14 protein-coding genes are annotated in these 21,210 nt (G+C 64.1%); 6 read left to right on the top strand and 8 right to left on the bottom strand.

What is annotated here, in order from left to right:
• Nucleotides 1–3: 3 nt before the first annotated feature.
• The 4 genes from SR858_RS11990 to SR858_RS11975 all read left to right on the top strand — a co-directional run bounded on the left by SR858_RS11990 (nucleotide 4) and on the right by SR858_RS11975 (nucleotide 2,696).
• Nucleotides 4–633, top strand: coding sequence for a septation protein A (locus SR858_RS11990; RefSeq protein ID WP_019921026.1), 630 nt, complete (start codon nucleotides 4–6; stop codon nucleotides 631–633).
• Complete coding sequence (locus SR858_RS11985; protein ID WP_019921025.1) at nucleotides 630–902, top strand: BolA family protein; 273 nt, start codon at nucleotides 630–632, stop codon at nucleotides 900–902. Before SR858_RS11990 ends, SR858_RS11985 begins: the two co-directional genes overlap by 4 nt.
• A gap of 133 nt (nucleotides 903–1,035) precedes the next feature.
• Nucleotides 1,036–1,818, top strand: coding sequence for a peptidylprolyl isomerase (locus SR858_RS11980; RefSeq protein WP_019921024.1), 783 nt, complete (start codon nucleotides 1,036–1,038; stop codon nucleotides 1,816–1,818).
• A 98-nt stretch (nucleotides 1,819–1,916) separates the two neighbouring features.
• Complete coding sequence (locus SR858_RS11975; protein ID WP_026637131.1) at nucleotides 1,917–2,696, top strand: foldase protein PrsA; 780 nt, start codon at nucleotides 1,917–1,919, stop codon at nucleotides 2,694–2,696.
• 257 nt (nucleotides 2,697–2,953) lie between these two features.
• Here SR858_RS11975 and purL read toward each other — a convergent pair whose 3' ends face one another.
• A complete protein-coding gene (gene purL, locus SR858_RS11970; RefSeq protein WP_019921022.1) occupies nucleotides 2,954–6,964 on the bottom strand; it encodes a phosphoribosylformylglycinamidine synthase in 4,011 nt (1,336 codons plus the stop codon).
• Nucleotides 6,965–7,237: 273 nt separating this feature from the next.
• Here purL and SR858_RS11965 point away from each other — a divergent pair, with 273 nt between their 5' ends.
• A complete protein-coding gene (locus tag SR858_RS11965) occupies nucleotides 7,238–8,875 on the top strand; it encodes a response regulator (RefSeq protein ID WP_026637130.1) in 1,638 nt (545 codons plus the stop codon).
• Between the two features lie 11 nt (nucleotides 8,876–8,886).
• Here SR858_RS11965 and SR858_RS11960 read toward each other — a convergent pair whose 3' ends face one another.
• The 5 genes from SR858_RS11960 to SR858_RS11940 all read right to left on the bottom strand — a co-directional run bounded on the left by SR858_RS11960 (nucleotide 8,887) and on the right by SR858_RS11940 (nucleotide 16,594).
• Entirely contained in the window at nucleotides 8,887–9,036 is a 150-nt protein-coding gene (locus tag SR858_RS11960) for a hypothetical protein (protein WP_157094826.1), read from the bottom strand.
• 110 nt (nucleotides 9,037–9,146) lie between these two features.
• The gene (locus SR858_RS11955) at nucleotides 9,147–9,959 is read right to left on the bottom strand and encodes a sterol desaturase family protein (RefSeq protein WP_019921019.1); all 813 of its coding nucleotides are present in this window, start codon (nucleotides 9,957–9,959) and stop codon (nucleotides 9,147–9,149) included.
• A 9-nt stretch (nucleotides 9,960–9,968) separates the two neighbouring features.
• Nucleotides 9,969–10,742 carry a PEPxxWA-CTERM sorting domain-containing protein gene (locus SR858_RS11950; RefSeq protein ID WP_019921018.1) on the bottom strand — a complete coding sequence of 258 codons (774 nt, stop codon included), beginning with the start codon at nucleotides 10,740–10,742 and terminating at the stop codon, nucleotides 9,969–9,971.
• A gap of 162 nt (nucleotides 10,743–10,904) precedes the next feature.
• Nucleotides 10,905–12,962: a hybrid sensor histidine kinase/response regulator gene (locus tag SR858_RS11945; RefSeq protein WP_019921017.1), complete on the bottom strand. Its 2,058-nt coding sequence runs from the start codon at nucleotides 12,960–12,962 to the stop codon at nucleotides 10,905–10,907.
• Nucleotides 12,959–16,594: a hydantoinase B/oxoprolinase family protein gene (locus SR858_RS11940; protein WP_019921016.1), complete on the bottom strand. Its 3,636-nt coding sequence runs from the start codon at nucleotides 16,592–16,594 to the stop codon at nucleotides 12,959–12,961. Before SR858_RS11940 ends, SR858_RS11945 begins: the two co-directional genes overlap by 4 nt.
• 96 nt (nucleotides 16,595–16,690) lie before the next feature.
• Here SR858_RS11940 and SR858_RS11935 point away from each other — a divergent pair, with 96 nt between their 5' ends.
• Nucleotides 16,691–18,472: an NAD(P)H-hydrate dehydratase gene (locus tag SR858_RS11935; RefSeq protein ID WP_019921015.1), complete on the top strand. Its 1,782-nt coding sequence runs from the start codon at nucleotides 16,691–16,693 to the stop codon at nucleotides 18,470–18,472.
• Here SR858_RS11935 and chrA read toward each other — a convergent pair.
• Nucleotides 18,465–19,664 carry a chromate efflux transporter gene (gene chrA / locus SR858_RS11930; protein WP_019921014.1) on the bottom strand — a complete coding sequence of 400 codons (1,200 nt, stop codon included), beginning with the start codon at nucleotides 19,662–19,664 and terminating at the stop codon, nucleotides 18,465–18,467. The two genes, SR858_RS11935 and chrA, sit on opposite strands and share 8 nt — an antisense overlap.
• Nucleotides 19,661–21,205 carry a hypothetical protein gene (locus SR858_RS11925; protein ID WP_019921013.1) on the bottom strand — a complete coding sequence of 515 codons (1,545 nt, stop codon included), beginning with the start codon at nucleotides 21,203–21,205 and terminating at the stop codon, nucleotides 19,661–19,663. The genes chrA and SR858_RS11925 overlap by 4 nt, the downstream gene beginning before the upstream one ends.
• Between the last annotated feature and the right edge of the window lie 5 nt (nucleotides 21,206–21,210).

Genomic DNA, 21,210 nt, shown 5'->3' with positions numbered 1-21,210 from the left:
AACATGAAATTCCTGTTCGACTTATTCCCGGTCATCCTGTTTTTCGGCGCCTATAAACTGGCTGGCATGCATGCCGAAGCAGCCCAGGTGTTCACCAACACCTACTTGGGCAGCATCATTTCGGGTGGCAGCGTGACGCCGGACCAGGCTCCCATCGTGCTGGCCACGGTGGTCGGCATCCTGGCTACCGTGCTGCAGATCGCCTACCTGAAAGTGCGCGGGCGTAAGGTCGAAGGCGTGATGTGGTTCTCGCTGGCCATGTTCGTCTTCTTCGGCGGCCTCACCATTTACCTGCACGACGAAGCGTTCGTCAAATGGAAGCTCAGCATCGTTTACTGGTCGTTTGCGATCGGCCTGCTGGTTAGCGACCTGGTGTTCAAGAAAAACCTGATGCGCAAGTCGATGGGCGAGTTCGTCGAACTGCCCGACGCGGGATGGAGCCGCATCAACCTGGCCTGGATCGCCTTCTTCACGGTGATGGGCGTACTGAACTGGTATGTCGCCTTCGTGCTGTTCAAGGGTAATACTGACGCCTGGGTCAACTTCAAGATGTTTGGCACCACCGCGTTGATGTTCGTCTTCATCATCGGCCAGACCGTTTATCTCTCGCGTCACATGAAAGAACAGCCATGAACGACACCCGCATCGAACGCATCCGCAGCAAGATGGAAGCGGCCCTGGCCCCGGTCGAATTGACGCTTAACGACGACTCCCATTTGCACGCCGGCCATGCCGGCGCCGCTTCCGGAGGCGGACATTACAGTGTCAGAATCGTTTCGTTACAATTTGAGGGGCAGAAACTCGTCACAAGACATCGACTCGTGTATGATTCCGTGAACGATATGATGCATAAAGAAATTCATGCATTGGCCATTACTGCATTGGCACCGTCCGAAGTATGATGTAGTGCCGGTGGGGTGGACCCAGGCTATTGGTTTCAGAAATAATCGAACACAAAACTGAACAAAAACACAGATAGCAGATCTAACTCCCTCCTCCGGTTTTCGCTAAATCTTCCCCCTACAGGAATTAATAATGACTTTCAAGCCAGCCCGTTTGCTGATTGCACTTCTCGCCGTTGCCGCCGTACCTGCTTTCGCACAAAACGTTGCCGTTGTTAATGGCAAAGCCATCCCGAGCTCGCGTGTTGACGCCGTCGTCAAGCAAGTCGTCGCCCAGGGCCAGCAGCCGGATTCGCCACAGTTGCGCGAACTGATCAAGAAAGACCTGATCGGCCGCGAAGTGATGATGCAAGAAGCCGAAAAACAAGGCTACGGCAAAAATGCAGCGGTCAAGGAACAACTCGAAAACGCCCGTCAGCAAATCATCACCAACGCTCTGGTGATGGACTACGTCAAGAAAAATCCGGTATCGGACGCCGATGTCAAGGCCGAGTACGACAAAGCGGTTGCGGCCGCTTCGGCCGAGAAAGAGTACCACGTGCGTCACATCCTGCTGGCGACCGAAGCCGAAGCCAACGACGTGATTGCCAAGCTCAAAGGCGGCGCCAAGTTCGAAGACCTGGCCAAGCAGTCGAAAGACACCGGGTCGGCTGCCAACGGTGGCGACCTGGACTGGGCTACCCCGTCGTCGTTCCCACCAGTGTTCTCGCAAGCTTTCGTCAACCTGCAAAAAGGGGGCGTGACCGAGAAGCCAGTGCAAACGCCTAACGGCTGGCACGTGATCAAGGTGGACGACACCCGCGCTGTAAAACTGCCGCCGCTGGAAGAAGTCAAGGGCCAGGTTCAAGAAGGCCTGATGCAGAAGAAAGTACAAGCTTACCAGGAAGAACTGGTTAAAAAAGCAAAAGTGCAGTAATGTTCTGCAAGGCGGCGCCCTACGGGGCGCCGTTTTTGGTTCTACGTTGGTAATATGCGCATCCAAGTGCAATCTCAAGCTTTTAAAGGATTTAAATAATGATGTTGAAACCAGCCCGTCTGTTGTTAGCCATGATTGCTGTTGTTGCAGCGCCCGCCTTTGCGCAAAATCTCGCCACCGTGAATGGCAAAGCCATTCCGGCTGCCAAGGCAGACCAAATGGTCAAACAAGTTGTGGCTCAGGGCCAGCAACCGGACAGCCCGCAATTGCGCGAAATGGTCAAGAAAGAGTTGATCGGCCGCGAAGTCATGCTGCAGGAAGCCAATAAGCAAGGTTATGGCAATAAGGCCGACGTCAAAGCCGCCATCGACAACGCCAGCCAGAGCATTATCATCAACGCCATGCTGGCCGATTATGTGAAAAAGAATCCGGTCAAGGATGCCGATATCAAAGCCGAGTACGATAAATACAAGGCAGCCAACGGCGGCAAGGAATATCACTCGCGCCATATCCTGGTTACCACCGAACAGGAAGCCAAGGACATTATCACCAAGCTGAAAGCCGGCGGTAAATTCGAAGAGCTGGCCAAGGTGTCGAAAGACGGTTCCGCCAACAACGGCGGCGACCTGGGCTGGATGTCGCCAGGCAAGCTGGTCAAACCGTTTGCCGATGCAATGGTGGCCCTGAAGCCAGGTGCGATCACCGAGACCCCGGTCAAGACCGAGTTCGGCTATCACGTGATCAAGCTGGACGAAGCACCACGCGACGCCCAGTTCCCACCGTTCGACCAGGTCAAGCAGCAGATCTCGCAGCAAATGCAACAAGGCAAGATCGCCGCTTACCGGGACGAACTGCAAAAGAAAGCCAAGATTCAGTAATCAGGAATCGGACAGCTTCCAAGCTGTCCTGAGATAAACAGCGCCCGGCCTCGTGCCGGGCGTTGTCGTTTACGGCCTTCCACACTGCTACCGAACCAGTTTTTGGCACGTTCCAGCTGCTTTCCAGCTTAATCTGCACCATATATCCGAGATAGTCCTGCCATTCGGACTGGACCACAGCTACCGCACCGATTCAGACAAAGAAAAACCGGGCCGCTGCTTGCGCAGGGGCCCGGTTTCAACTGCGCGGTTAAAACTTAACCGACGAACTTTCGTGCGTTACGGAACATGCGCATCCATGGCGATTCTTCACCCCATGCTTCCGGATGCCACGACTGCTGCACCGTGCGGAATACACGCTCAGCGTGCGGCATCATGACCGTGAAGCGGCCGTCAGGCGTGGTGACCGAGGTCAGGCCCTGTGGCGAGCCATTCGGGTTATACGGATAGGCTTCGGTCGCATCACCACGGTTATCGACAAAACGCATGGCAGCGACAGCTTCGGTGATATTCCCGGTCTGGGTGAAGTCGGCATAACCTTCCCCGTGCGCGATCGCGATCGGGGTCTGGGTACCAGCCATGCCATCGAAGAATATCGACGGGGAATCCAATACTTCCACCATGGCAAAGCGGGCTTCGAATTTCTCCGATTTATTCGTGGTAAATTTCGGCCAGGCGTGGGCGCCGGGAATCATCGATTTCAGATTACTCATCATCTGGCAGCCATTACATACGCCTAAACCGAAACTGTCGCCACGCGCAAAGAAGCGCGCGAATTGTTCGGACAACGCCGAATTAAACAGGATGGTTTTGGCCCAGCCCTCGCCCGCACCCAATACGTCGCCATACGAGAACCCACCGACGGCAATAATTCCCTGGAAGTCGTCGAGTTTGACGCGCCCGGCAATCAAGTCGCTCATGTGGACATCAACCGCGGTAAAGCCGGCCTGGTGCATCACGTAAGCGGTTTCGATATGCGAGTTGACGCCCTGCTCGCGCAGGATGGCAACGCGTGGACGCACGCCGGTGGCCAGGAATGGCGCGGCGATATTCTCGGCCAGGTCGAACGTGATCTTCGGCTGCATGCCTGGATCCTGTTCGTCGAGCAGGCGGTCGTATTCAGCGTCGGCGCAAGCTGGGTTGTCGCGCAGGCGGGCGATGCGCCAGCTCGTTTCGCTCCACAGGCGGTGCAGCGCGCTGCGCGGCTGGCTGTAAATCAGCTTGGCGTCGCGGGTGAACTCGATCACGCCACGGTCGTTCGGTTTGCCGATGATATGGCTGCAGGCGCCCAGATTGAAGCTGCGCAGCACGTCCATGACCAGCGATTTTTCGTCGGCGCGGACCTGGATCACGGCGCCCAGCTCTTCGGCGAACAGCGCGCGCAGGGTTTGCTCGTTGCGGCGTTCGGCGATCTGGCCGGCCCAGTTCTTGGCATCGCCCTGGTCGGCGCCATGGCCTTGCTCCAGGGTCAGGATGTCGAGGTTGATCGACAGGCCGGCACGGCCGGCAAACGCCATTTCGGTCAGCGTGCCGTACAGGCCGCCGTCGGAACGGTCGTGGTAGGCCAGCAGCTTGCCGTCGCGATTGAGTTGCTGGATGGCGGCAAAGAAGCCTTTCAGGTCTTCCGCGCTGTCCACGTCCGGCGTGTCGTTGCCCAGCTGGTTCATCACCAGCGACAGCGCCGAGGCGCCCAGGCGGTTCTTGCCACGACCGAGGTCGATCAGGATGATCGAGGTCTCGCCGGCATCGGTCTTGATCTGTGGCGTCAGCGATTTGCGCACGTCATAGACCGGTGCGAATGCCGAGACGATCAGCGATACCGGCGACAGCACGGCCTTGGCATCGTCGCCCTCTTTCCAGGTGGTGCGCATCGAGAGCGAATCCTTGCCGACCGGGATGCTGATGCCGAGCGCCGGGCACAGTTCCATGCCCACGGCCTTGACGGTGTCGTACAGCGCGGCGTCCTGGCCCGGCTGGCCGCAGGCGGCCATCCAGTTGGCGGACAGCTTGATGTCGGAAATGTCGGCAATCGGTGCGGCAGCGATATTGGTGATCGCTTCAGCCACGGCCATGCGGCCCGAGGCGGCCGCGTCGATCACGGCCAGCGGGGTGCGCTCGCCCATAGCCATCGCTTCGCCCAGGTAGCCTTCAAAGCTCATGGTGGTGACGGCGCAGTCGCCGACCGGCACCTGCCATGGTCCGACCATCTGGTCGCGCACCGACATGCCGCCCACGGTGCGGTCGCCGATGGTGATCAGGAACGATTTGTCGCCCACGGTCGGCAGCAGCAGCACGCGCCTGGCGGCTTCTTCGAGGTCGATGCCGGTCAGGTCCAGCGCCGGCAGTTCGCGTACCACGTGTTCGACGTCGCGCTGCATCTTCGGCGGTTTGCCCAGCAACACGTCCATCGGCATATCGACCGGGTTGTTGCCCAGTTCGGGATCGATCAGCTTGAGCTGGCGTTCCTCGGTGGCGGTGCCGACCACGGCAAACAGGCAGCGCTCGCGTTCGCACAGTGCCTGGAACAGCGGCAGGCTGCTTGGTGCGATGGCCAATACGTACCGTTCCTGCGATTCGTTGGACCAGATCTCTTTTGGCGCCATGCCGCTCTCTTCCAGCGGGATCTTGCGCAGGTCGAAGATCGCGCCGCGCTTGGCGTCATTGGTGATTTCCGGGAAAGCGTTCGACAGGCCGCCGGCGCCGACGTCGTGGATCGAGATGATCGGATTGTCCTGGCCCAGCTGCCAGCAGCCGTTGATGACTTCCTGGGCGCGGCGTTCCATCTCCGGGTTGCCGCGCTGGACCGAATCGAAGTCCAGGTCGGCGGTGTTGGTGCCGGTGGCCATCGACGAGGCAGCCGAGCCACCCATGCCGATGCGCATGCCGGGACCGCCGAGCTGCACCAGCAGGCTGCCGACCGGGATGTCGTTCTTGTGCGTGTGCTGCGACGAGATATTGCCGATGCCGCCAGCGATCATGATCGGCTTGTGGTAGCCGAACACGGTGGCCGCGCCAAACTGGGCGCTGACGTTTTGCTCGTAGGTACGGAAGTAGCCGCCCAGGACCGGGCGACCGAATTCGTTGCTGAACGCGGCGCCGCCAAGCGGGCCGTCGATCATGATTTGCAGGGCCGAAGCAATCCGGTCAGGCTTGCCGTAGGCTTTGCCATCGGCATCGACTTCCCACGGCTGCACGGCGCCCGGCAGCAGCAGGTTCGAAACCGTGAAGCCGGCCAGGCCAGCTTTCGGCTTGGCGCCGCGGCCGGTGGCGCCTTCATCGCGGATCTCGCCGCCGGCGCCGGTGGAGGCGCCCGGGAATGGCGAAATCGCGGTCGGGTGGTTGTGGGTTTCCACCTTCATCAGCGTGTGGGTCAGCTCGGTGACAGGCGCGTATTCCTGGCCCGCGCCTTGCGGGAAGAAACGCATCACGGTGGCGCCTTCCATGATCGATGAATTGTCGCTGTAGGCGACCACGGTGCCTTTCGGCTGCAGTTCGTGCGTGTTCTTGATCATGCCGAACAGCGATTTCGGTTGCGCCACGCCGTCGATGGTCCAGTCGGCGTTGAAGATCTTGTGGCGGCAGTGTTCGCTATTGGCTTGCGCGAACATCATCAGTTCGACGTCGGTCGGGTTGCGGCCGGCGCGGGTGAACGCCGCATCCAGGTACTCGATTTCGTCCTGCGACATCGCCAGTCCCAGGTCGGTATTGGCTTTTTCCAGCGCACCGGCGCCGGCGCCGATGACGTCCACGGTTTCCAGTGGCTTGGCGTCGAGCGTACGGAACAGGCCTGCCGCTTCGTCCGGGTGGCGCAGCACCGACTCGGTCATGCGGTCATGCAGCAACGCTGCCACGGTCTGCACATCTTCGTCCGACAGCTTCTTCGGCGCGCCGATGCTGCTGCCGAGAATGCCGGCTTTCAGGTTGATGCGGAACGCGATGCCGCGCTCGACGCGCTTGATGTGCGCCATGCCGCAGTTGTGCACGATGTCGGTGGCCTTGGAAGCCCACGGCGAAATGGTGCCAAAACGCGGGATCACGAAGAATTCCTCGACCGCCCCGTCAGCGTTGTCGGCGTGAGCCGGTTCACCGTAGGTCAGCAGCGCGCCGAGCCGGCTGGTGTCGTCGGCCGACAGCGGCTGGGCGGCATCGATGAAGTGGACATAGCGGGCCTGGACTGCGGCGACCTGGGGGAGCGCGGCTTGCAGTTGGTTTAACAGGCGTTGGCTGCGGAAGGCGGACAGGGCGTTGGAGCCCGGGAGTATCAACATGATGGAGGAGTAGTTGATGCAGCGTGGCTGCGGATTAAAGGTAGAAAGCGAAAATTAAACACAGGCTAGGGCTTGCAGAATTCCTTTTGCGCGCATTATACCCTTTCCCATCCTCGCCATACAGCGCCAAGATGACCCCGAAACGTGGCGCGAAGTATTCCGCAAGCAACATTTCACGCCTGCCGCGCGCCGAAATGCGCCTTGTACAACGCAAAAACGCGTGCTGCGAATGACCTTCGGTTATGCTAGAGCCAATCTGAATGGATGGAAAACATGGCCGAATATAGCGAGTTGTCGGTACTGATCGTGGACCCGAATCCGGGCATGCGCGGCAGCCTGCACAATATGCTGAACCAGTGCGAGATCACCCGTATCGAATACGCGGTCGGATCGGGCACGGCCATACGCCAGCTGACCAAGAAGCAATTCGACATCGTGCTGTGCGAGTACGACCTCGGCAACGGCAACGAAAACAGCGGCCAGGACGGCCAGCAACTGTTGGAAGACCTGCGCCATCATCGCCTGATCCCGGCATGGACGATCTTCATCATGATCACGTCCGAGGGTGTGTACAGCCGCGTGATCGGCGCGGTGGAGCTGGCCCCGACCGATTACGTGCTCAAGCCGTTCACCGTGGACGCCCTGCTGCAACGGATCCGCCGCGCGGTGGAGCGGCGCGAAGTATTCTGGCCCGTCTACCAGCAGGTTGCGGCCGGCAATATCCGCAAGGCGATTGCCGGCTGCAAGGACGGCGAACAGACCAATGCCCGCTACGCTGCCGACTATGCGCGCTTGCGGGCCGAGCTGCTGGTGTCGATCGACGACCTGGCCGAAGCCGAGTTCGTGTACCAGGCCATCCTGCTCACCCGCCCTACCGCCTGGGCCAAGCTGGGCCTGGCGCGCTGCCAGTTCGGTTTGGGCAAGCTGGTCGAGGCGCAGCAAACCCTGACCGACCTGCTGCAACACCACACCACCTTCATGGCAGCCTATGATTTGCTGGCGCGCACCTTGCAGGCGCTGGGCCAGCAGCAATCGGCCAAGAAGGTGCTGGAAGACGCGGTGGAAATTTCACCGCACATGGTGCGCCGCCTGCGCCACCTGGGCGAGGTGGCGTTTGCCACCGGCGACGTCGGTGCCGCCGAGCGGGCCTTCAAGCAGGTCGTCAACAAGGCCAGGTACTCCGAATTCCGCGACCCCGAGGACCACGTCAAGCTGGTCAAAACATTGGTCAGAAAAGGCGATGCCCACCAGGCCGGCGGCGTGATCCGCGACATGGAGCGCTCGCTGCGCAGCAACGCCAACACCGACACCTGCCGGGCGATTGCTGCCGGCATGGTGCAGGAAATGGCCGGCAACCTCACGGCCGCCGCCACCGAGCTGACCATGGCGGTCAACAATATCGCCAACACGCGCGGGCTGTCGAGCGGACTCAAGCTCGACCTGATCCAGAGCTGCCTGAACGTCAAGCTCGACCAGCAGGCGTCTTCGGTGATGCTGGACCTGATGAACGACGACGACAGCGGCGTGTCGATGGACGATGCGGTGGACGTGTTTGAAAAGGCGGGACGCCACGACCTGGCGCAGGGCATGGGAGAGCAGATCAGGATGCAGGTGGGCGAGCTGCTCGCGCACGCTGCCGAAAAAAGCAAACAAGGCGACTTGCGCGCAGCGGTGGACACCCTCAATGCCGGCCTGCGCAAGGCGCCGGCCAATATGGCGCTGCTGCCGGCGGCCGCGTCGGCCATCCTCAAGCAGCTCGACGACATGGGCTGGGAGGCGCCGCTGGCCGAACAGGCCGTGTACCTCCTCGAGCGCATGCGCAAGATCGACGCGCACCACCCTGCACTCGACGCGTTAATGGCGCAATATCATCACACACAGCGCAAGTACGGTATCGCTACTTCGGCGTAATGGACCGATAGTTAGCGGTAAAAGATCATGGTGCCAGGCATGCTGGACCACTGGTTGATCAGGCACCACGACGCGAAATACAGGCCGCAGAGAAAGAATGCCGACAGCACCGCCGTGTTGGCCGACGAGCGCCCGCGCAAGAGTTTTTTCAATCGATGCAAGGTAACCTCCAGCACAGCATAAAAGTCCGACTGTACTGCGGAGCAACGTTGTCATCAAGTCCAGCGGCGATGGTATCGCCAGCCGATACCATCGGTACCGTGTGGAAAGCTCAGCGCGCTTTGGGGGCCGGCGCCAGCGGGTCGAGCAACTGGCCGGCCAGGGTGGCTGGCTGCGGCGTGTCGGTGCCGACTTCGGCGGGCCAGTGGCGCGGCAGATAATAGGTGCCGAACAGGCGGTCGAGCACCGGCAAGGTCGAGGCGTAGTTGCGGTTGATGTGCTCGTTGCGGCTGTGGTGCCAGTGATGGAAGGCCGGCGTGGAGACCAGCCATTCCAGCGGACCGAAGCGCCAGCGCAGGTTGGCGTGGATGAAGAAGCCCCACAAGGTGCCCAGCACCAGCAGCGCGGCTGGCGCGGCGGTACCGGCCATGGTGGGGCCGGCCAAACCCAGCAAGTACAGCGGGACCAGTCCGAACAGCCGCGTGATCACCATGTCGACCGGATGGGTGCGGGTATTGGCCAGGAAATTCATGTGCTCGGTGCTATGGTGCAGCGCGTGGAAGCGCCACAGCCAAGGCAGTTCGTGGCTGAGCCGATGGCCCCAGTAAAACCCGGTTTCACCGACGATGAACACCAGCGCCACTTTCACCGCCAGCGGCAGGCCGGCAATCGCGCCGGTCAGCACCTCCGGCACCACGTGCTGGGCCAGCACCGCCAGCAAGGCTGTCGGCACGCCGAGCAGGACAATGGGCACCATGCTGCTGATGAGGTAATACGCGATATCGTGCACACGCTCGCGGCGCGGCCGGGGCGCATGGCGCGCACCGAACCAGCGTTCCAATGGCACGAACACTACCGTCAGCAGCACCAGCCAGGCTGCCAGGCGCAGCGCGGTGGTGGCAAACCCGGCCAATGTCTCGGACATGGAAAGTGCTTAAGCCAGTGCGGCGCTGCCACGCTGGCGACGGCGCGCCAGGAAACCGATCAAGCCGAAACCGCCGAGCATCATGGCCCAGGTGCTTGGCTCCGGTACGGCGGTCAGGTTGACGCCATCGAGCAACAGGAAGGGCGGTGCGCCAGGCGCGGTGGTTTGCGCCAGGAACGACAGCACCTGGCTGGTGCCGGACGCCTGAAAGGTCATGGTGGCAGTCTGCCAGCCGCTGAAGCCGCCGCTGGTGATGCTCAGGCCGCTCGAGTTGGCGCTCTGGTCGCCAAACATCACGTGCCAGAAGTTATTGGTGTTGGCGCCGGTGAAACCGACTTGCTGCGCCAGCGCGTAGTCGAACGTCAGCTGGTAATAGGCATCCTGCTTCAGGCCGGTGATGGTTTGCGCCAGCGTGCCCGGGCCGTACAGTGCATCGGAGGCAAAGATATTGCCGCCGTTCGCCGACGATGCGTAGCCGTTGCTCACGCCATCGACTTCGCTCCTGAGCCAGACGACCGAGTCCCAGGTCTTGGCGGTGTTGGCGTCCAGGACGAAGTTGTAGCCACCGCCGTTGCCTTCGATACTGGTGCTGGTCCAGCCCGACAGCGTGGTGCGGTCGTCCTGGTTGGTCGGCGACGCCGACAAACGCTTGTTGTTGCCGTTAGTGGTGTCGTCGAAATTACCGTTGGTGACCAGGTTAGTCGCGGCGTGGGTCATGCCTGCGCTCAGGGCGGCAACGGCAGACAGGGACAACAAAACGGACTTGAGGCGCATGGTGGGCATGAAGCAGGCTCCAAAAAATTTAACAGGCAGTGTAAGTGGGCAACTGACGGCGATTTTTGGGCCGGCTCGATGACAAGGCGCGATCTTACCAGAACTGGATCAAAAAAAACTAAAGTATCCTAAAAACAATTTAAATATGCAGAAAATAATACTTCAGAGAATTTATTCTTGCTCGGACGGCGAGTTCAGCACCTGTCGCACCTTGCGCGCCAGCGCCTCGCGCGAATACGGTTTGCCCAGTAACTGCACACCCGCCTCCAGCCGGCCGCCGTGGACAATCGCGTTCTCCGCGTAGCCGGAGGTATAGAGCACGGCCAGCCCAGGCGTTTTTTGCCGCGCCAGCCTGACCAGGTCGGTACTGCGCAGCGGACCTGGCATCACCACGTCCGTAAACAACAGGTCGATGCCGATGCCGCTGTCGAGAATGCTCAAGGCAGCGGTGGCGTCGGCCGCCTTCAGCACTGTATATCCAAGTTGCCTGAGCAATTCGACGGCGGTGTCGCGCACGCCCTCGTCGTCTTCCACGACCAGCACGGTTTCGCTACCGCCCACCACGGCGCCGGCGTCCGGCCGCGCCGCGCAGTTGTCCTCTGCTTGCTGGGAGCGCGGCAGGTAGAGCTTGACCGTGGTGCCGCTGCCCACTTCGCTGTAGATATTGACGTGACCGCCCGACTGCTTGACGAAGCCGAATACCATCGATAGTCCCAGGCCCGTGCCCTGCCCTTCGGGCTTGGTGGAAAAGAACGGGTCGAACGCCTGCCTCAGCACCTCGGCCGGCATGCCGCAGCCGGTGTCGGTGACCGCGATCACCACGTACTGGCCAGGCAGAACGTCGGCATGGCGCCGGGCGTACTGGTCATCGAGCGTGGCGTTGCCCACTTCGATGGTCAGCCTGCCGTGGCCGTTCATGGCATCGCGGCCGTTGATGCAGAGGTTGAGCACAGCGTTTTCCACCTGCGTGGTATCGACCAGCGTACTCCAGGTGCCGGGGCTGATCACGGTGACCACCTCGATGGTTTCACCGAGCGAGCGGGCCAGCATGTCGTCCATGGCCGCGATCAGCGTGCCTACCTTGACCACGCGCGGCGCCAGCGCCTGGCGCCGGCCGAATGCCAGCAGGTAGCTGGCCAGCCTGGCCCCGCGCCGCACCCCGCCCAGCGCGCTCTCGACGTAGCGCTGACCGCGGCTGTCGCCCGCCACTACGTGCGACAGCAAATGCAGATTGCCGGAGATTACTTGCAGCAGGTTGTTGAAGTCATGCGCCACGCCGCCGGTAAGCTTGCCCAGCGCTTCCATTTTCTGCGCCTGGTGCAGCGCGGCTTCGGTGCGCTTGAGGGCCTCGGCCGCTGCGCGTTCGGCGGTGCTGTCGCGACCGATCCCCAGCAGAAAATTGCCGTTGAGCGCATTGGTCCAGTCCATGTAGACGTACTCGCCGTTCCGGTGGCGCATGCGAACCTCCAGCCGGGGCGAACCGTGGCCATGGCGTATCGCATCCAGGCGCTGCACCACGACATCGCGTTCAAGCGGGTGAACCAGTGCCGCAACTGCGGTGCCGACCACCTCGTCCTCTTTCCAGCCAAGCGTGCGGCTGAAGGCGGGATTGATGGCTGCCATGGTGTTGTCACTGTCGAGCAGCGCCATGGAGTCGCTGGAGAGCTGCCAGATGCGGTCGCGATCCTGGGTCAACACCTGCAACTCGTCCTTGAGTGCTGCGGAAAACCGCGCCGTTTCGCGCATGGCAAGTACCTTCGACGTGGTTTCCACCACCGTGTCGAGTATGCCGACGGTAATCCCCTGTTCGTCCAGCACCGGGCTGTAACAGAATGTGAAAAACGCTTCCCTCATCTGGCCGTCGCGATCGACCATCAGCGGAAAATCCTCGATGAACGTGGAACTGCCCTGCCAGGCGCGGTCGAGAATGGGCACGATGTCGTCCCAGATCTCGCTCCACACCACCGCCAACGGCCGGCCCAGCGCGTCCGGCTTCTGGCCCATCAGCGGCAGGTAGGCGTCGTTATAGATCATCAGCATGTCCGGGCCCCAGAACAGGCACGACGGGAAATCCGAGGCCAGTATCAGGTTCACGCTGACGCGCAGCGAGGCTGGCCAGGAGGCAATGTCGCCCAGTCCGGTGCCTGCCCAGTCGTGGGCATACACCCGCGCCGCCATCGGGCTGGTCAGTTGCACCGGACGGCCAGTCGTCGCCTGACCGATGATCATGGCAGCACCGTGCCATAACCGCCGCCGCCCGGGGTTTCGATCACGAAAGCGTCGCCGGCCTGCATATCGGTCTTGCCGATGTGGCCCAGCTGCTCCGTGGTGCCGTCGGCGCGCAGCACGGTATTGCGGCCCAGCGCACCGGGGTGGCCGCCGGCCATGCCGAACGGCGGATAAATACGGTTGTTGGACAGGATCGCTGCCGTCATCGGTTCCAGGAAGCGCACCGTGCGCACGCCACCGTCGCCACCGCGCCATTCACCGGCGCCGCCACTGCCGGCGCGGATGCGGTAACTCTCAAGCCGCACCGGGAAGCGGAATTCGAGGATCTCGGGATCGGTGAGCCGTGAATTGGTCATATTGGTCTGCACCACGCTCACGCCATCGAAGCCGGGACCGGCGCCGGAGCCGCCGCTGATGGTTTCGTAGTACTGGTACTTGGCGTTACCGAACGTAAAATTGTTCATCGTACCCTGCGCCGCCGCCATTACACCCAGCGCGCCGTACAGGGCGTTGGTGATGCAGGTGGACGTTTCCACATTGCCCGACACCACGGACGCCGGGTAGTGCGGATTGAGCATGGAACCGGGCGGGATGATTACGCGCAGTGGCTTCAGGCAGCCGGCATTGAGCGGAATCTCATCATCGACCAGGGTGCGGAACACGTACAGCACCGCTGCCATGCACACGGCCGACGGCGCGTTGAAGTTGTTGTCAAGCTGGGGCGACGTGCCGGTGAAGTCGATCTCGGCGCTGCGGGTATCGTGATCGACCGTCACGCTCACTTCGATTTGCGCGCCGTTGTCGAGCTGGAGCCGGTAGCTGCCATCGCGTAATGCGCTGATCACGCGCCGCACCGCTTCTTCGGCGTTGTCCTGCACGTGGCCCATGTAGGCGCGCACGACGTCGAGGCCGAAATGGGCGACCATCTTGTGCAATTCTTCCACGCCCTTCTGGTTGGCAGCCACTTGCGCACGCAGGTCGGCCAGGTTCTGGTCGGGGTTGCGCGCCGGGTGGCGGGCGCCGGCCAGCAATGCCCGGGTTTCCGCTTCGCGCAGGCGGCCGCCTGCGGCGCCCGCACTGGCCCCATCGACCAGTTTGAAATTGCTGATCAACACGCCCTCTTCCTCGATCACGCGCGAATCGGGCGGCATCGAGCCGGGCGTGGTGCCGCCGATGTCGGCGTGGTGGCCGCGCGAGCCCACGTAAAACAGGATCTCGGCGCCGGCCTCGTCGAACACGGGCGAGATCACCGTGACGTCGGGCAGGTGGGTGCCGCCGTGGTACGGGTCGTTGAGCATGAAGACGTCGCCGGCCTGCATGCGGCCGGCATTTTCGCGCATCACGGTCTTGATGCTTTCGCCCATGGAACCGAGGTGCACCGGCATGTGCGGAGCGTTGGCGATCAGGTTGCCGTCGGCGTCGAAAATCGCGCAGCTGAAGTCCAGCCGCTCCTTGATGTTGACCGAATACGCGGTGTTTTGCAGCCGCAGACCCATCTGCTCGGCAATCGACATGAACAGGTTGTTGAAGATCTCGAGCATGACCGGGTCGGCGCTGGTGCCGATCGCCCGGCGCGCCGGCAGCGCGGCCACGCGGCGCAACACCAGGTGGCCGCGCGGCGTGGCCTCGGCGCGCCAGCCCGCTTCCACGATGGTGGTGGCATTGGCCTCGGCGATGATGGCCGGGCCGTCGATCAAGGCGCCCGCGTGAATATCCGAGCGCTGGTACAAGCCGGTTTGCAGCCACTGGCCGCCGGCGTACATCGGCACGGTGGCGCGGGGCGCCGGCGCGGTCGCCGCAGCAGTCATTGCCTCGACAGGACCGGCTTCGGCTGGCGCATCGGATGCGCCCACCGCCTCCACCGACACCGCCTCCACGATCAGCGCCCTGCCCTGCATCAGGAACGAATAGCGCTTGCGGTACGCGGCTTCGAACTGCGCGCGCATGGCGGCGACGCCACCGGCCTGGTCGAACAGCACGATCAGCGCGGTGTCGGTGCCCTCGTAGCGCAGGTGCACCCGCTCGATCAGGGTGATGCGCTCGTGCTCCACGCCCTGGTGCAGCAGGTCGGCGCCGGCTTGCCGGCCCAGCGCGTGCAGCCGCGCTTCGAGGTCGGGCAGCGTGTCTTCGTCGAGGCGCGCTTCCACCGCCGCTTCGCGCATGCTGGACTGGTCGGCCAGGCCCATGCCGTAGGCCGACATCACCCCGGCCAGCTTGTGCACGAACACGGTTTTCATCCCCAATGCATCGGCCACCAGGCACGCGTGCTGGCCCCCGGCGCCGCCGAAGCTGGTGAGCGCGTAATCGGTCACGTCGTGACCGCGCTGCACCGAGATCTGCTTGATGGCGTTGGCCATATTGCCGACCGCGATGTCGAGGAATCCTTCGGCGACCTGTTCGGGCGTGGTGGGGTTGCCGGTAGCGGCGGCAATGCGCGCGGCCAGTTCCACGAAGCGCACCCGCACGGCCTGGGCGTCGAGCGGCTGGCGGCCGTCCGCGCCGAACAGGTGCGGAAAGTGCTCGGGCTGTATCTTGCCCAGCATGACGTTGCAGTCGGTGACTGCCAGCGGGCCGCCGCGCCGGTAGCTGGCCGGTCCCGGGTTGGCGCCGGCGCTGTCGGGACCGACGCGGTAGCGGCTGCCGTCGAAGTGCAGCACCGAGCCGCCGCCGGCGGCCACGGTGTGGATGCTCATCATCGGCGCGCGCATGCGCACCCCGGCCACCTGGGTTTCGAACACGCGTTCGAACTCGCCCGAGAAATGCGAGACGTCGGTGGACGTGCCGCCCATGTCGAAGCCGATCACCTTGTCGAAACCGGCCAGCTGGCTGGCGCGCACCATGCCGACGATGCCGCCGGCAGGACCACTGAGGATGCTGTCCTTGCCCTGGAACGCCCTGGCATCGGTCAGCCCGCCGGACGACTGCATGAACTGCAAATTCACGCCCGGCAGTTCGCGGGCCACCAGGTCCACGTAGCGGCGCAGGATCGGCGACAAATAAGCATCGACCACGGTGGTGTCGCCGCGCGCGACCAGTTTCATCAAGGGACTGGCCTGGTGCGAAACCGACACCTGGGTGTAGCCGATGACACGCGCGGCCTCGGCCACGCGGTTTTCGTGGGCGTGGTAGCGGTAGCCGTGCATGAAGACGATGGCCAGCGAACGCAAGCCCCTGTCGTAGGCCGCCTGCAGCGCCACGCGCGCGGTGGCCAGGTCGAGCGGCACGACCGTCTCGCCGTGGGCGCCCATGCGCTCGTCGATTTCGATCACGTCCGTGTACAGCAGTTCGGGCAGCACGATGTGGCGGTCGAACAGGCGTGGCCGGTTCTGGTAGGCGATGCGCAGCGCGTCGCCGAAACCGCGCGTAATCGCCAGCACGGTCGGCTCGCCCTTGCGCTCGAGCAGCGCGTTGGTGGCAACCGTGGTGCCCATCTTGACGGCGGCAATGCGTTCAACCGGGATCGCCTCGTGCGATGCCACCCCCATCAGTTGCCGAATACCGGCAATGGCGGCGTCGGCATAGTGTTCGGGATTTTCGGAAAGCAGCTTCAGCGTGCGCAGTTGGCCATCGGGCGCCAGCGCCACGATATCGGTGAAAGTGCCGCCACGGTCGATCCAGAATTGCCAATCCATGCATGCCTCTTAACTATCGGTGTAGCTGCTATTGTAGTGCGTGTGCCGTCCGTTACCCAACACGGCTTGCATCATTGCCGATGTTAATATGACAGCATGAAGCCACTTTACCGCACTGCCGACATCCGCGCCATCGAACACGCTGCCGCCGCCATGCTGCCCGAGGGCGAGTTGATGCGCCGCGCCGGGCACGCTGCAGCGTGCGCCGCGCAGCGCCTGCTATCCTGTCCGCCTGCTGCCGCCAGCACAGCGGAGCGGCTCCCTGCCCGGGCACCGGTGCCGGAAACGGCGCATACACCGTCGCAGGGTCCGGCGCAGGCATCGGTGCAGGTTCCGGCGCGGACACCGGCGCAAGGTTCGGCGCATGTATCGGCACCGGGATCGGCACCGGGACTGGCATTGCAGCAGGTACTGGTGCTGGCCGGGCCCGGCAATAACGGCGGCGACGCGCTGGAAGCTGCGGCCCACCTGGCTGCGGCCGGCATTGCGGTGACCGTGGGGCACGTCGCGCCCACAGCCACGCAGTCGCCTGAACGGGCCGCTGCCTGGCAGCGCGCGACAGCAGCGGGCGCGCGCCTGGTCGAGGCATTGCCGCCGGCTGCGCATGCCAGCAGCTGTCGCGCGCCGGGCGGCAACGGCGCCCTCATCGTCGGCGGTTTGCCCAACGCGGCACCGCCCGAGGCCGACCGGCAAATGGCAACCGTCGACGAATTTATGGCGGCAGCCTTGCAGGCGGCGGACTGGCAACTGGTGCTCGATGGCCTGTTCGGCATCGGCCTGGCGCGGCCCGTCGCCGGCGGCCTGCGCCAACTGGTGGAAGCAGTCAACCGGTTGCCTTGCCCGGTCCTCGCGCTCGACGTGCCGAGCGGCCTCGATGCCGACACCGGCGCCATCGTCGGGACCGACGGCATCGCGCTGCGCGCCAGCCACACCATCACGTTTATCGGCGACAAGCCCGGCCTGCACACCAACGAGGGCCGCGACCATGCGGGTAGCGTCGAGGTGGCGGACCTGGACATCGACCCGGCGCTGTTCCCGCCGACGCCACTGCATCTGAACCAGCCGGAGCTGTTCTCCGGCTACCTGCATGCGCGGCGCCACAGCGGCCACAAGGGCACTTACGGCAATGTTGCCGTCATTGGGGGCGGACCCGGCCTGCGCGGGGCGCCGCTCTTGTCGGCACGCGCGGCGCTACACGCCGGCGCCGGCCGCGTCTACGTGCTGTTTCCCGAAGATCCGTTGCCAGCCGATAGCGGCCAGCCCGAACTGATGTGCCGCCTGGCCGACGGCTACGACTTCGAGCGCGCCACGCTGGCCATCGGCCCCGGCCTCGGCGACTCGGCCGCGGCCGCAGACCTGCTGGCGCGCGCCATCGCCAGCAACAGCGCATTGCTGATCGATGCCGACGCCCTCAACCTGCTGGCCCGCGACCCGCACTTGCAGCACGCCCTTGCCCACCGCAACAAGAACGCCGTGCTGACGCCCCATCCACTGGAAGCGGCGCGGTTGCTGGGCGCCACCGTGGCCACCGTGCAGGCCGACCGCGTGGCCGCAGCACGCACGCTGGCCGCGCGCCTGCAGGCGGTGGTGGTATTAAAGGGGTCGGGCACCGTGATCGCCGCACCGGACGGCCACTGCGTGATCAACCCCACCGGCAACCCGGCGCTGGCCACGGCCGGTACCGGCGACGTGTTGTCCGGCGTTTGTGCCGCACTGCTGGCGCAAGGTTGCCCGCCGTGGCCGGCTGCGCTGGCGGCAGTGTGGCTGCATGGTGCGGCAGCCGATGCGCTGGTGGTCAGCGGCATCGGCCCGATCGGCATGACGGCCGGCGAACTGGTGCCGGCGATCCGCACTGCCCTGAACCGGCTCGCTAGCTGAACAAGAACCAGCCTGCTGCAACGCAACCCAATACCACCAGCCACGGCGGCAGCTTCCACCACATCAGCGCGGCCAGCGCAACCAGTGCCAGCGCCAGGTCACGCCACCCAAGCATGGCGCCGGTCCATACCGGGTCGTACAAGGCCGCCAGCAGCAAGCCCACCACGGCCGCATTCATGCCGGCCAGCGCCGCCTGGGCGCGACGATTGCCTCTCAGGTCACGCCAGAACGGCAAGGCGCCGGCCAGCAGCAGGAACGACGGCAGGAAAATCGCCAGCAGGCAGATCGCGCCGCCGAGCCAGCCCGACGGCGCGACCGTCATCGACGCGCCAAGAAAGGCCGCAAACGTGAATAGCGGCCCCGGCACGGTTTGCGCTGCGCCATAGCCGGCCAGGAACGTCTGCTTGCCCACCCAGCCGCTGGGCACCACCTCGGCCTGCAACAGCGGCAGCACCACGTGGCCGCCACCGAACACCAGCGCACCGCTGCGATAGAATGCGTCCGCCATGGCCAACGGTTGGCCCGGCAGCCATTGCACCGCCAGCGGCAGGCCGATCAGCAGCGAGCAGAACAGCGCAAGCCACAGGGCGCCGGCGCGGCGGCCGATCATGATCGGCAAGCTCACCGGCGGATCGCCGGCACCGGACCGGAACAGCAGCAGCCCGATGATGCCGGCAGCAGCGATCACGCCCACCTGTGCCCACGCCGACGGGGCCAGCACCACGCAACCGGCGGCACCGGCCATCAGCAGCACGCGCGGCAGATCGGTGCACAGCTTACGCGCCATGCCCCATACCGCCTGCGCCACCACGGTCACCGCCACGACTTTCAGGCCGTGCACGACACCGGCCGACAACAGCTGGCCGTGCCGGGCCATGCCCAGCGCAAACAGGATCAGGAGGATGGCCGACGGCAAGGTGAAACCGGCCCAGGCCGCCAACGCCCCGGCGTACCCGGCGCGCAAGAGCCCCAGCGCCATGCCCACCTGGCTGCTGGCGGGGCCGGGCAGGAACTGGCACAGCGCCACCAGGTCGGCGTAGTCCGCTGCCGTGAGCCAGCGCCGTCGCGTCACGAACTCGTCGTGAAAATAGCCGAGATGGGCGATGGGGCCGCCAAACGACGTCAGCCCCAGGCGCAAAAAAATCACGAACACACCCAAGCCCGCGCGCCAGCGGTGGCGCGCGTCGTTCAACGCCGCACCAGGTCCGCTTCGATGGCCTTCAGGAAGGCGCGCTGCGACCATTCCACGTCGTTGACCACGATGGCCGGCGTGTAAAACGTGGCGGCGCTACGCGGGCGGTTGACCACCACCTTGGACGGCACCACCACCGACGCCAGGCCCGACTTCAAAGGTTCGAGGCGGATGTCGGTGTACGACGAATCGGCCGCGCTGGGCGCGCCGATCAATTTCGTGTTCGGGAACAGCGAGAATACGTCGAGCGCTTCCAGGCAGGCGCCCGTGCATTGGCCCGGCACCACCACGTACACAGGCTTGGTGAACGGGGCCGGATCGCCAGGCAGGTTCTCGGCGCGGTCGCTGTCGCTGACCGGGTCGCGGCGGGCCGGATCGGGATAGAATTTTTCATCGCGGGACTGGGCGGCCAGCATGCCTTGAGCGACCACGGCCGGATCGTAATCCAGCTGGCGGCGCTGCTGTTCGGACAGGTCTGCCGCTTCGAACGACGTGTGGGCGATGTTGGCGAACGACGCGCGCCACAGCACCGCCTGGCGCGCCTGCGCCACCTTGAGGCGACGGTTGACGCGGGCCTCGCCCCACAGCGCACGCGCCAGGTTCAGGCCCCAGACGGCATCGCCGCCCTGGTTGCCGCGCAGGTCGATCACCACGGCGCTGGCGTCGAGATAGCGCTGGCGGTTGGCCTGCACTTCGGCCAGCATGGCGCCGTAAGCGGTGCGCTCGGTATCGTTGGGCTGGAACGTGGGCAGCGCAAACCAGTGCAGGCCGTAGCGTGGCGTGCTGACGCCGATCGGCTGGGTGACACCGTTGAAACTGTCGTCGCGCAGGCGCTGGGCCGCTTCGTCCATCGCGCGCCAGCTGAGCGTAAGGCGCGATTCGCGGCCTTCGTCAATGAAGATGCACTGGACGGGCAAAGTAATGAAGGGGTTGCCCTGGTCGATGAAGACGTCGGGCGCAAACGTCCACCACGGGCCGGTACCGCCGCTGCGCTGGCCGAAGCCGAACACATTGGTTTCCACCAGTTGCGCGATTGGCTTGCCGTCGCAGTCGGCGATGCGCGCGCCCACGGCCGGGCCGCCGGGCGTGGTGGCGGCCACGAACATATTGTCGCCGCGCCAGGCGGTGATGAAGCCGGGCCAGCGCGGCGCCGCCGGCGGCATGTCCTTCAGCACCACGCCGGCACGGCCATCACCAAGCAAGGCGTTGAAGTGCTGCAGCGCGGCCGCATAGCCGGCGCCGTCACGCACCCTGGAGGCCAGCGCCTGGCCGCCTTCGCGTGCCTTTTCGAGATTACGGGCAAAATCGGGGTTGGCCGGATCGACCGTGCCCGGGTGGTCGTCGAGCGTGATCAGGTAGGCAGCTTCGACATCGGCGACCGCGGCCTGGCGCCACTGCTCGGCGGACATGGTTGGAGCCGGTGCCGGCGTCGGCGCCGGCCGCTGGGCCGGACCCTGGGCATAAGCGGCGGCCACGGCAAAGGCCAGCAAGGAACCGGCGCCGAATCGGCGCGCGGATGTTTTAAAAGATGCGATCGACATGCTTG

The sequence above is a fragment of the Duganella zoogloeoides genome, from assembly GCF_034479515.1.
Classification (GTDB): Bacteria; Pseudomonadota; Gammaproteobacteria; order Burkholderiales; family Burkholderiaceae_D; genus Rugamonas; species Rugamonas zoogloeoides.
This window is presented reverse-complemented; position numbering and strand designations above follow the sequence as displayed.

What these genes read in the sequence shown, in the direction of transcription:
- SR858_RS11975 (WP_026637131.1), top strand. Translation starts at nt 1,917, where the DNA reads ATGATGTTGAAACCAGCCCGTCTGTTGTTAGCCATGATTGCTGTTGTT.
- SR858_RS11965 (WP_026637130.1), top strand. Translation starts at nt 7,238, where the DNA reads ATGGCCGAATATAGCGAGTTGTCGGTACTGATCGTGGACCCGAATCCG.
- SR858_RS11985 (WP_019921025.1), top strand. Translation starts at nt 630, where the DNA reads ATGAACGACACCCGCATCGAACGCATCCGCAGCAAGATGGAAGCGGCC.
- SR858_RS11950 (WP_019921018.1), bottom strand. Translation starts at nt 10,742, where the DNA reads ATGCCCACCATGCGCCTCAAGTCCGTTTTGTTGTCCCTGTCTGCCGTT.
- SR858_RS11945 (WP_019921017.1), bottom strand. Translation starts at nt 12,962, where the DNA reads ATGATCATCGGTCAGGCGACGACTGGCCGTCCGGTGCAACTGACCAGC.
- SR858_RS11980 (WP_019921024.1), top strand. Translation starts at nt 1,036, where the DNA reads ATGACTTTCAAGCCAGCCCGTTTGCTGATTGCACTTCTCGCCGTTGCC.
- SR858_RS11935 (WP_019921015.1), top strand. Translation starts at nt 16,691, where the DNA reads ATGAAGCCACTTTACCGCACTGCCGACATCCGCGCCATCGAACACGCT.
- purL (WP_019921022.1), bottom strand. Translation starts at nt 6,964, where the DNA reads ATGTTGATACTCCCGGGCTCCAACGCCCTGTCCGCCTTCCGCAGCCAA.
- SR858_RS11925 (WP_019921013.1), bottom strand. Translation starts at nt 21,205, where the DNA reads ATGTCGATCGCATCTTTTAAAACATCCGCGCGCCGATTCGGCGCCGGT.
- SR858_RS11940 (WP_019921016.1), bottom strand. Translation starts at nt 16,594, where the DNA reads ATGGATTGGCAATTCTGGATCGACCGTGGCGGCACTTTCACCGATATC.
- SR858_RS11990 (WP_019921026.1), top strand. Translation starts at nt 4, where the DNA reads ATGAAATTCCTGTTCGACTTATTCCCGGTCATCCTGTTTTTCGGCGCC.
- SR858_RS11955 (WP_019921019.1), bottom strand. Translation starts at nt 9,959, where the DNA reads ATGTCCGAGACATTGGCCGGGTTTGCCACCACCGCGCTGCGCCTGGCA.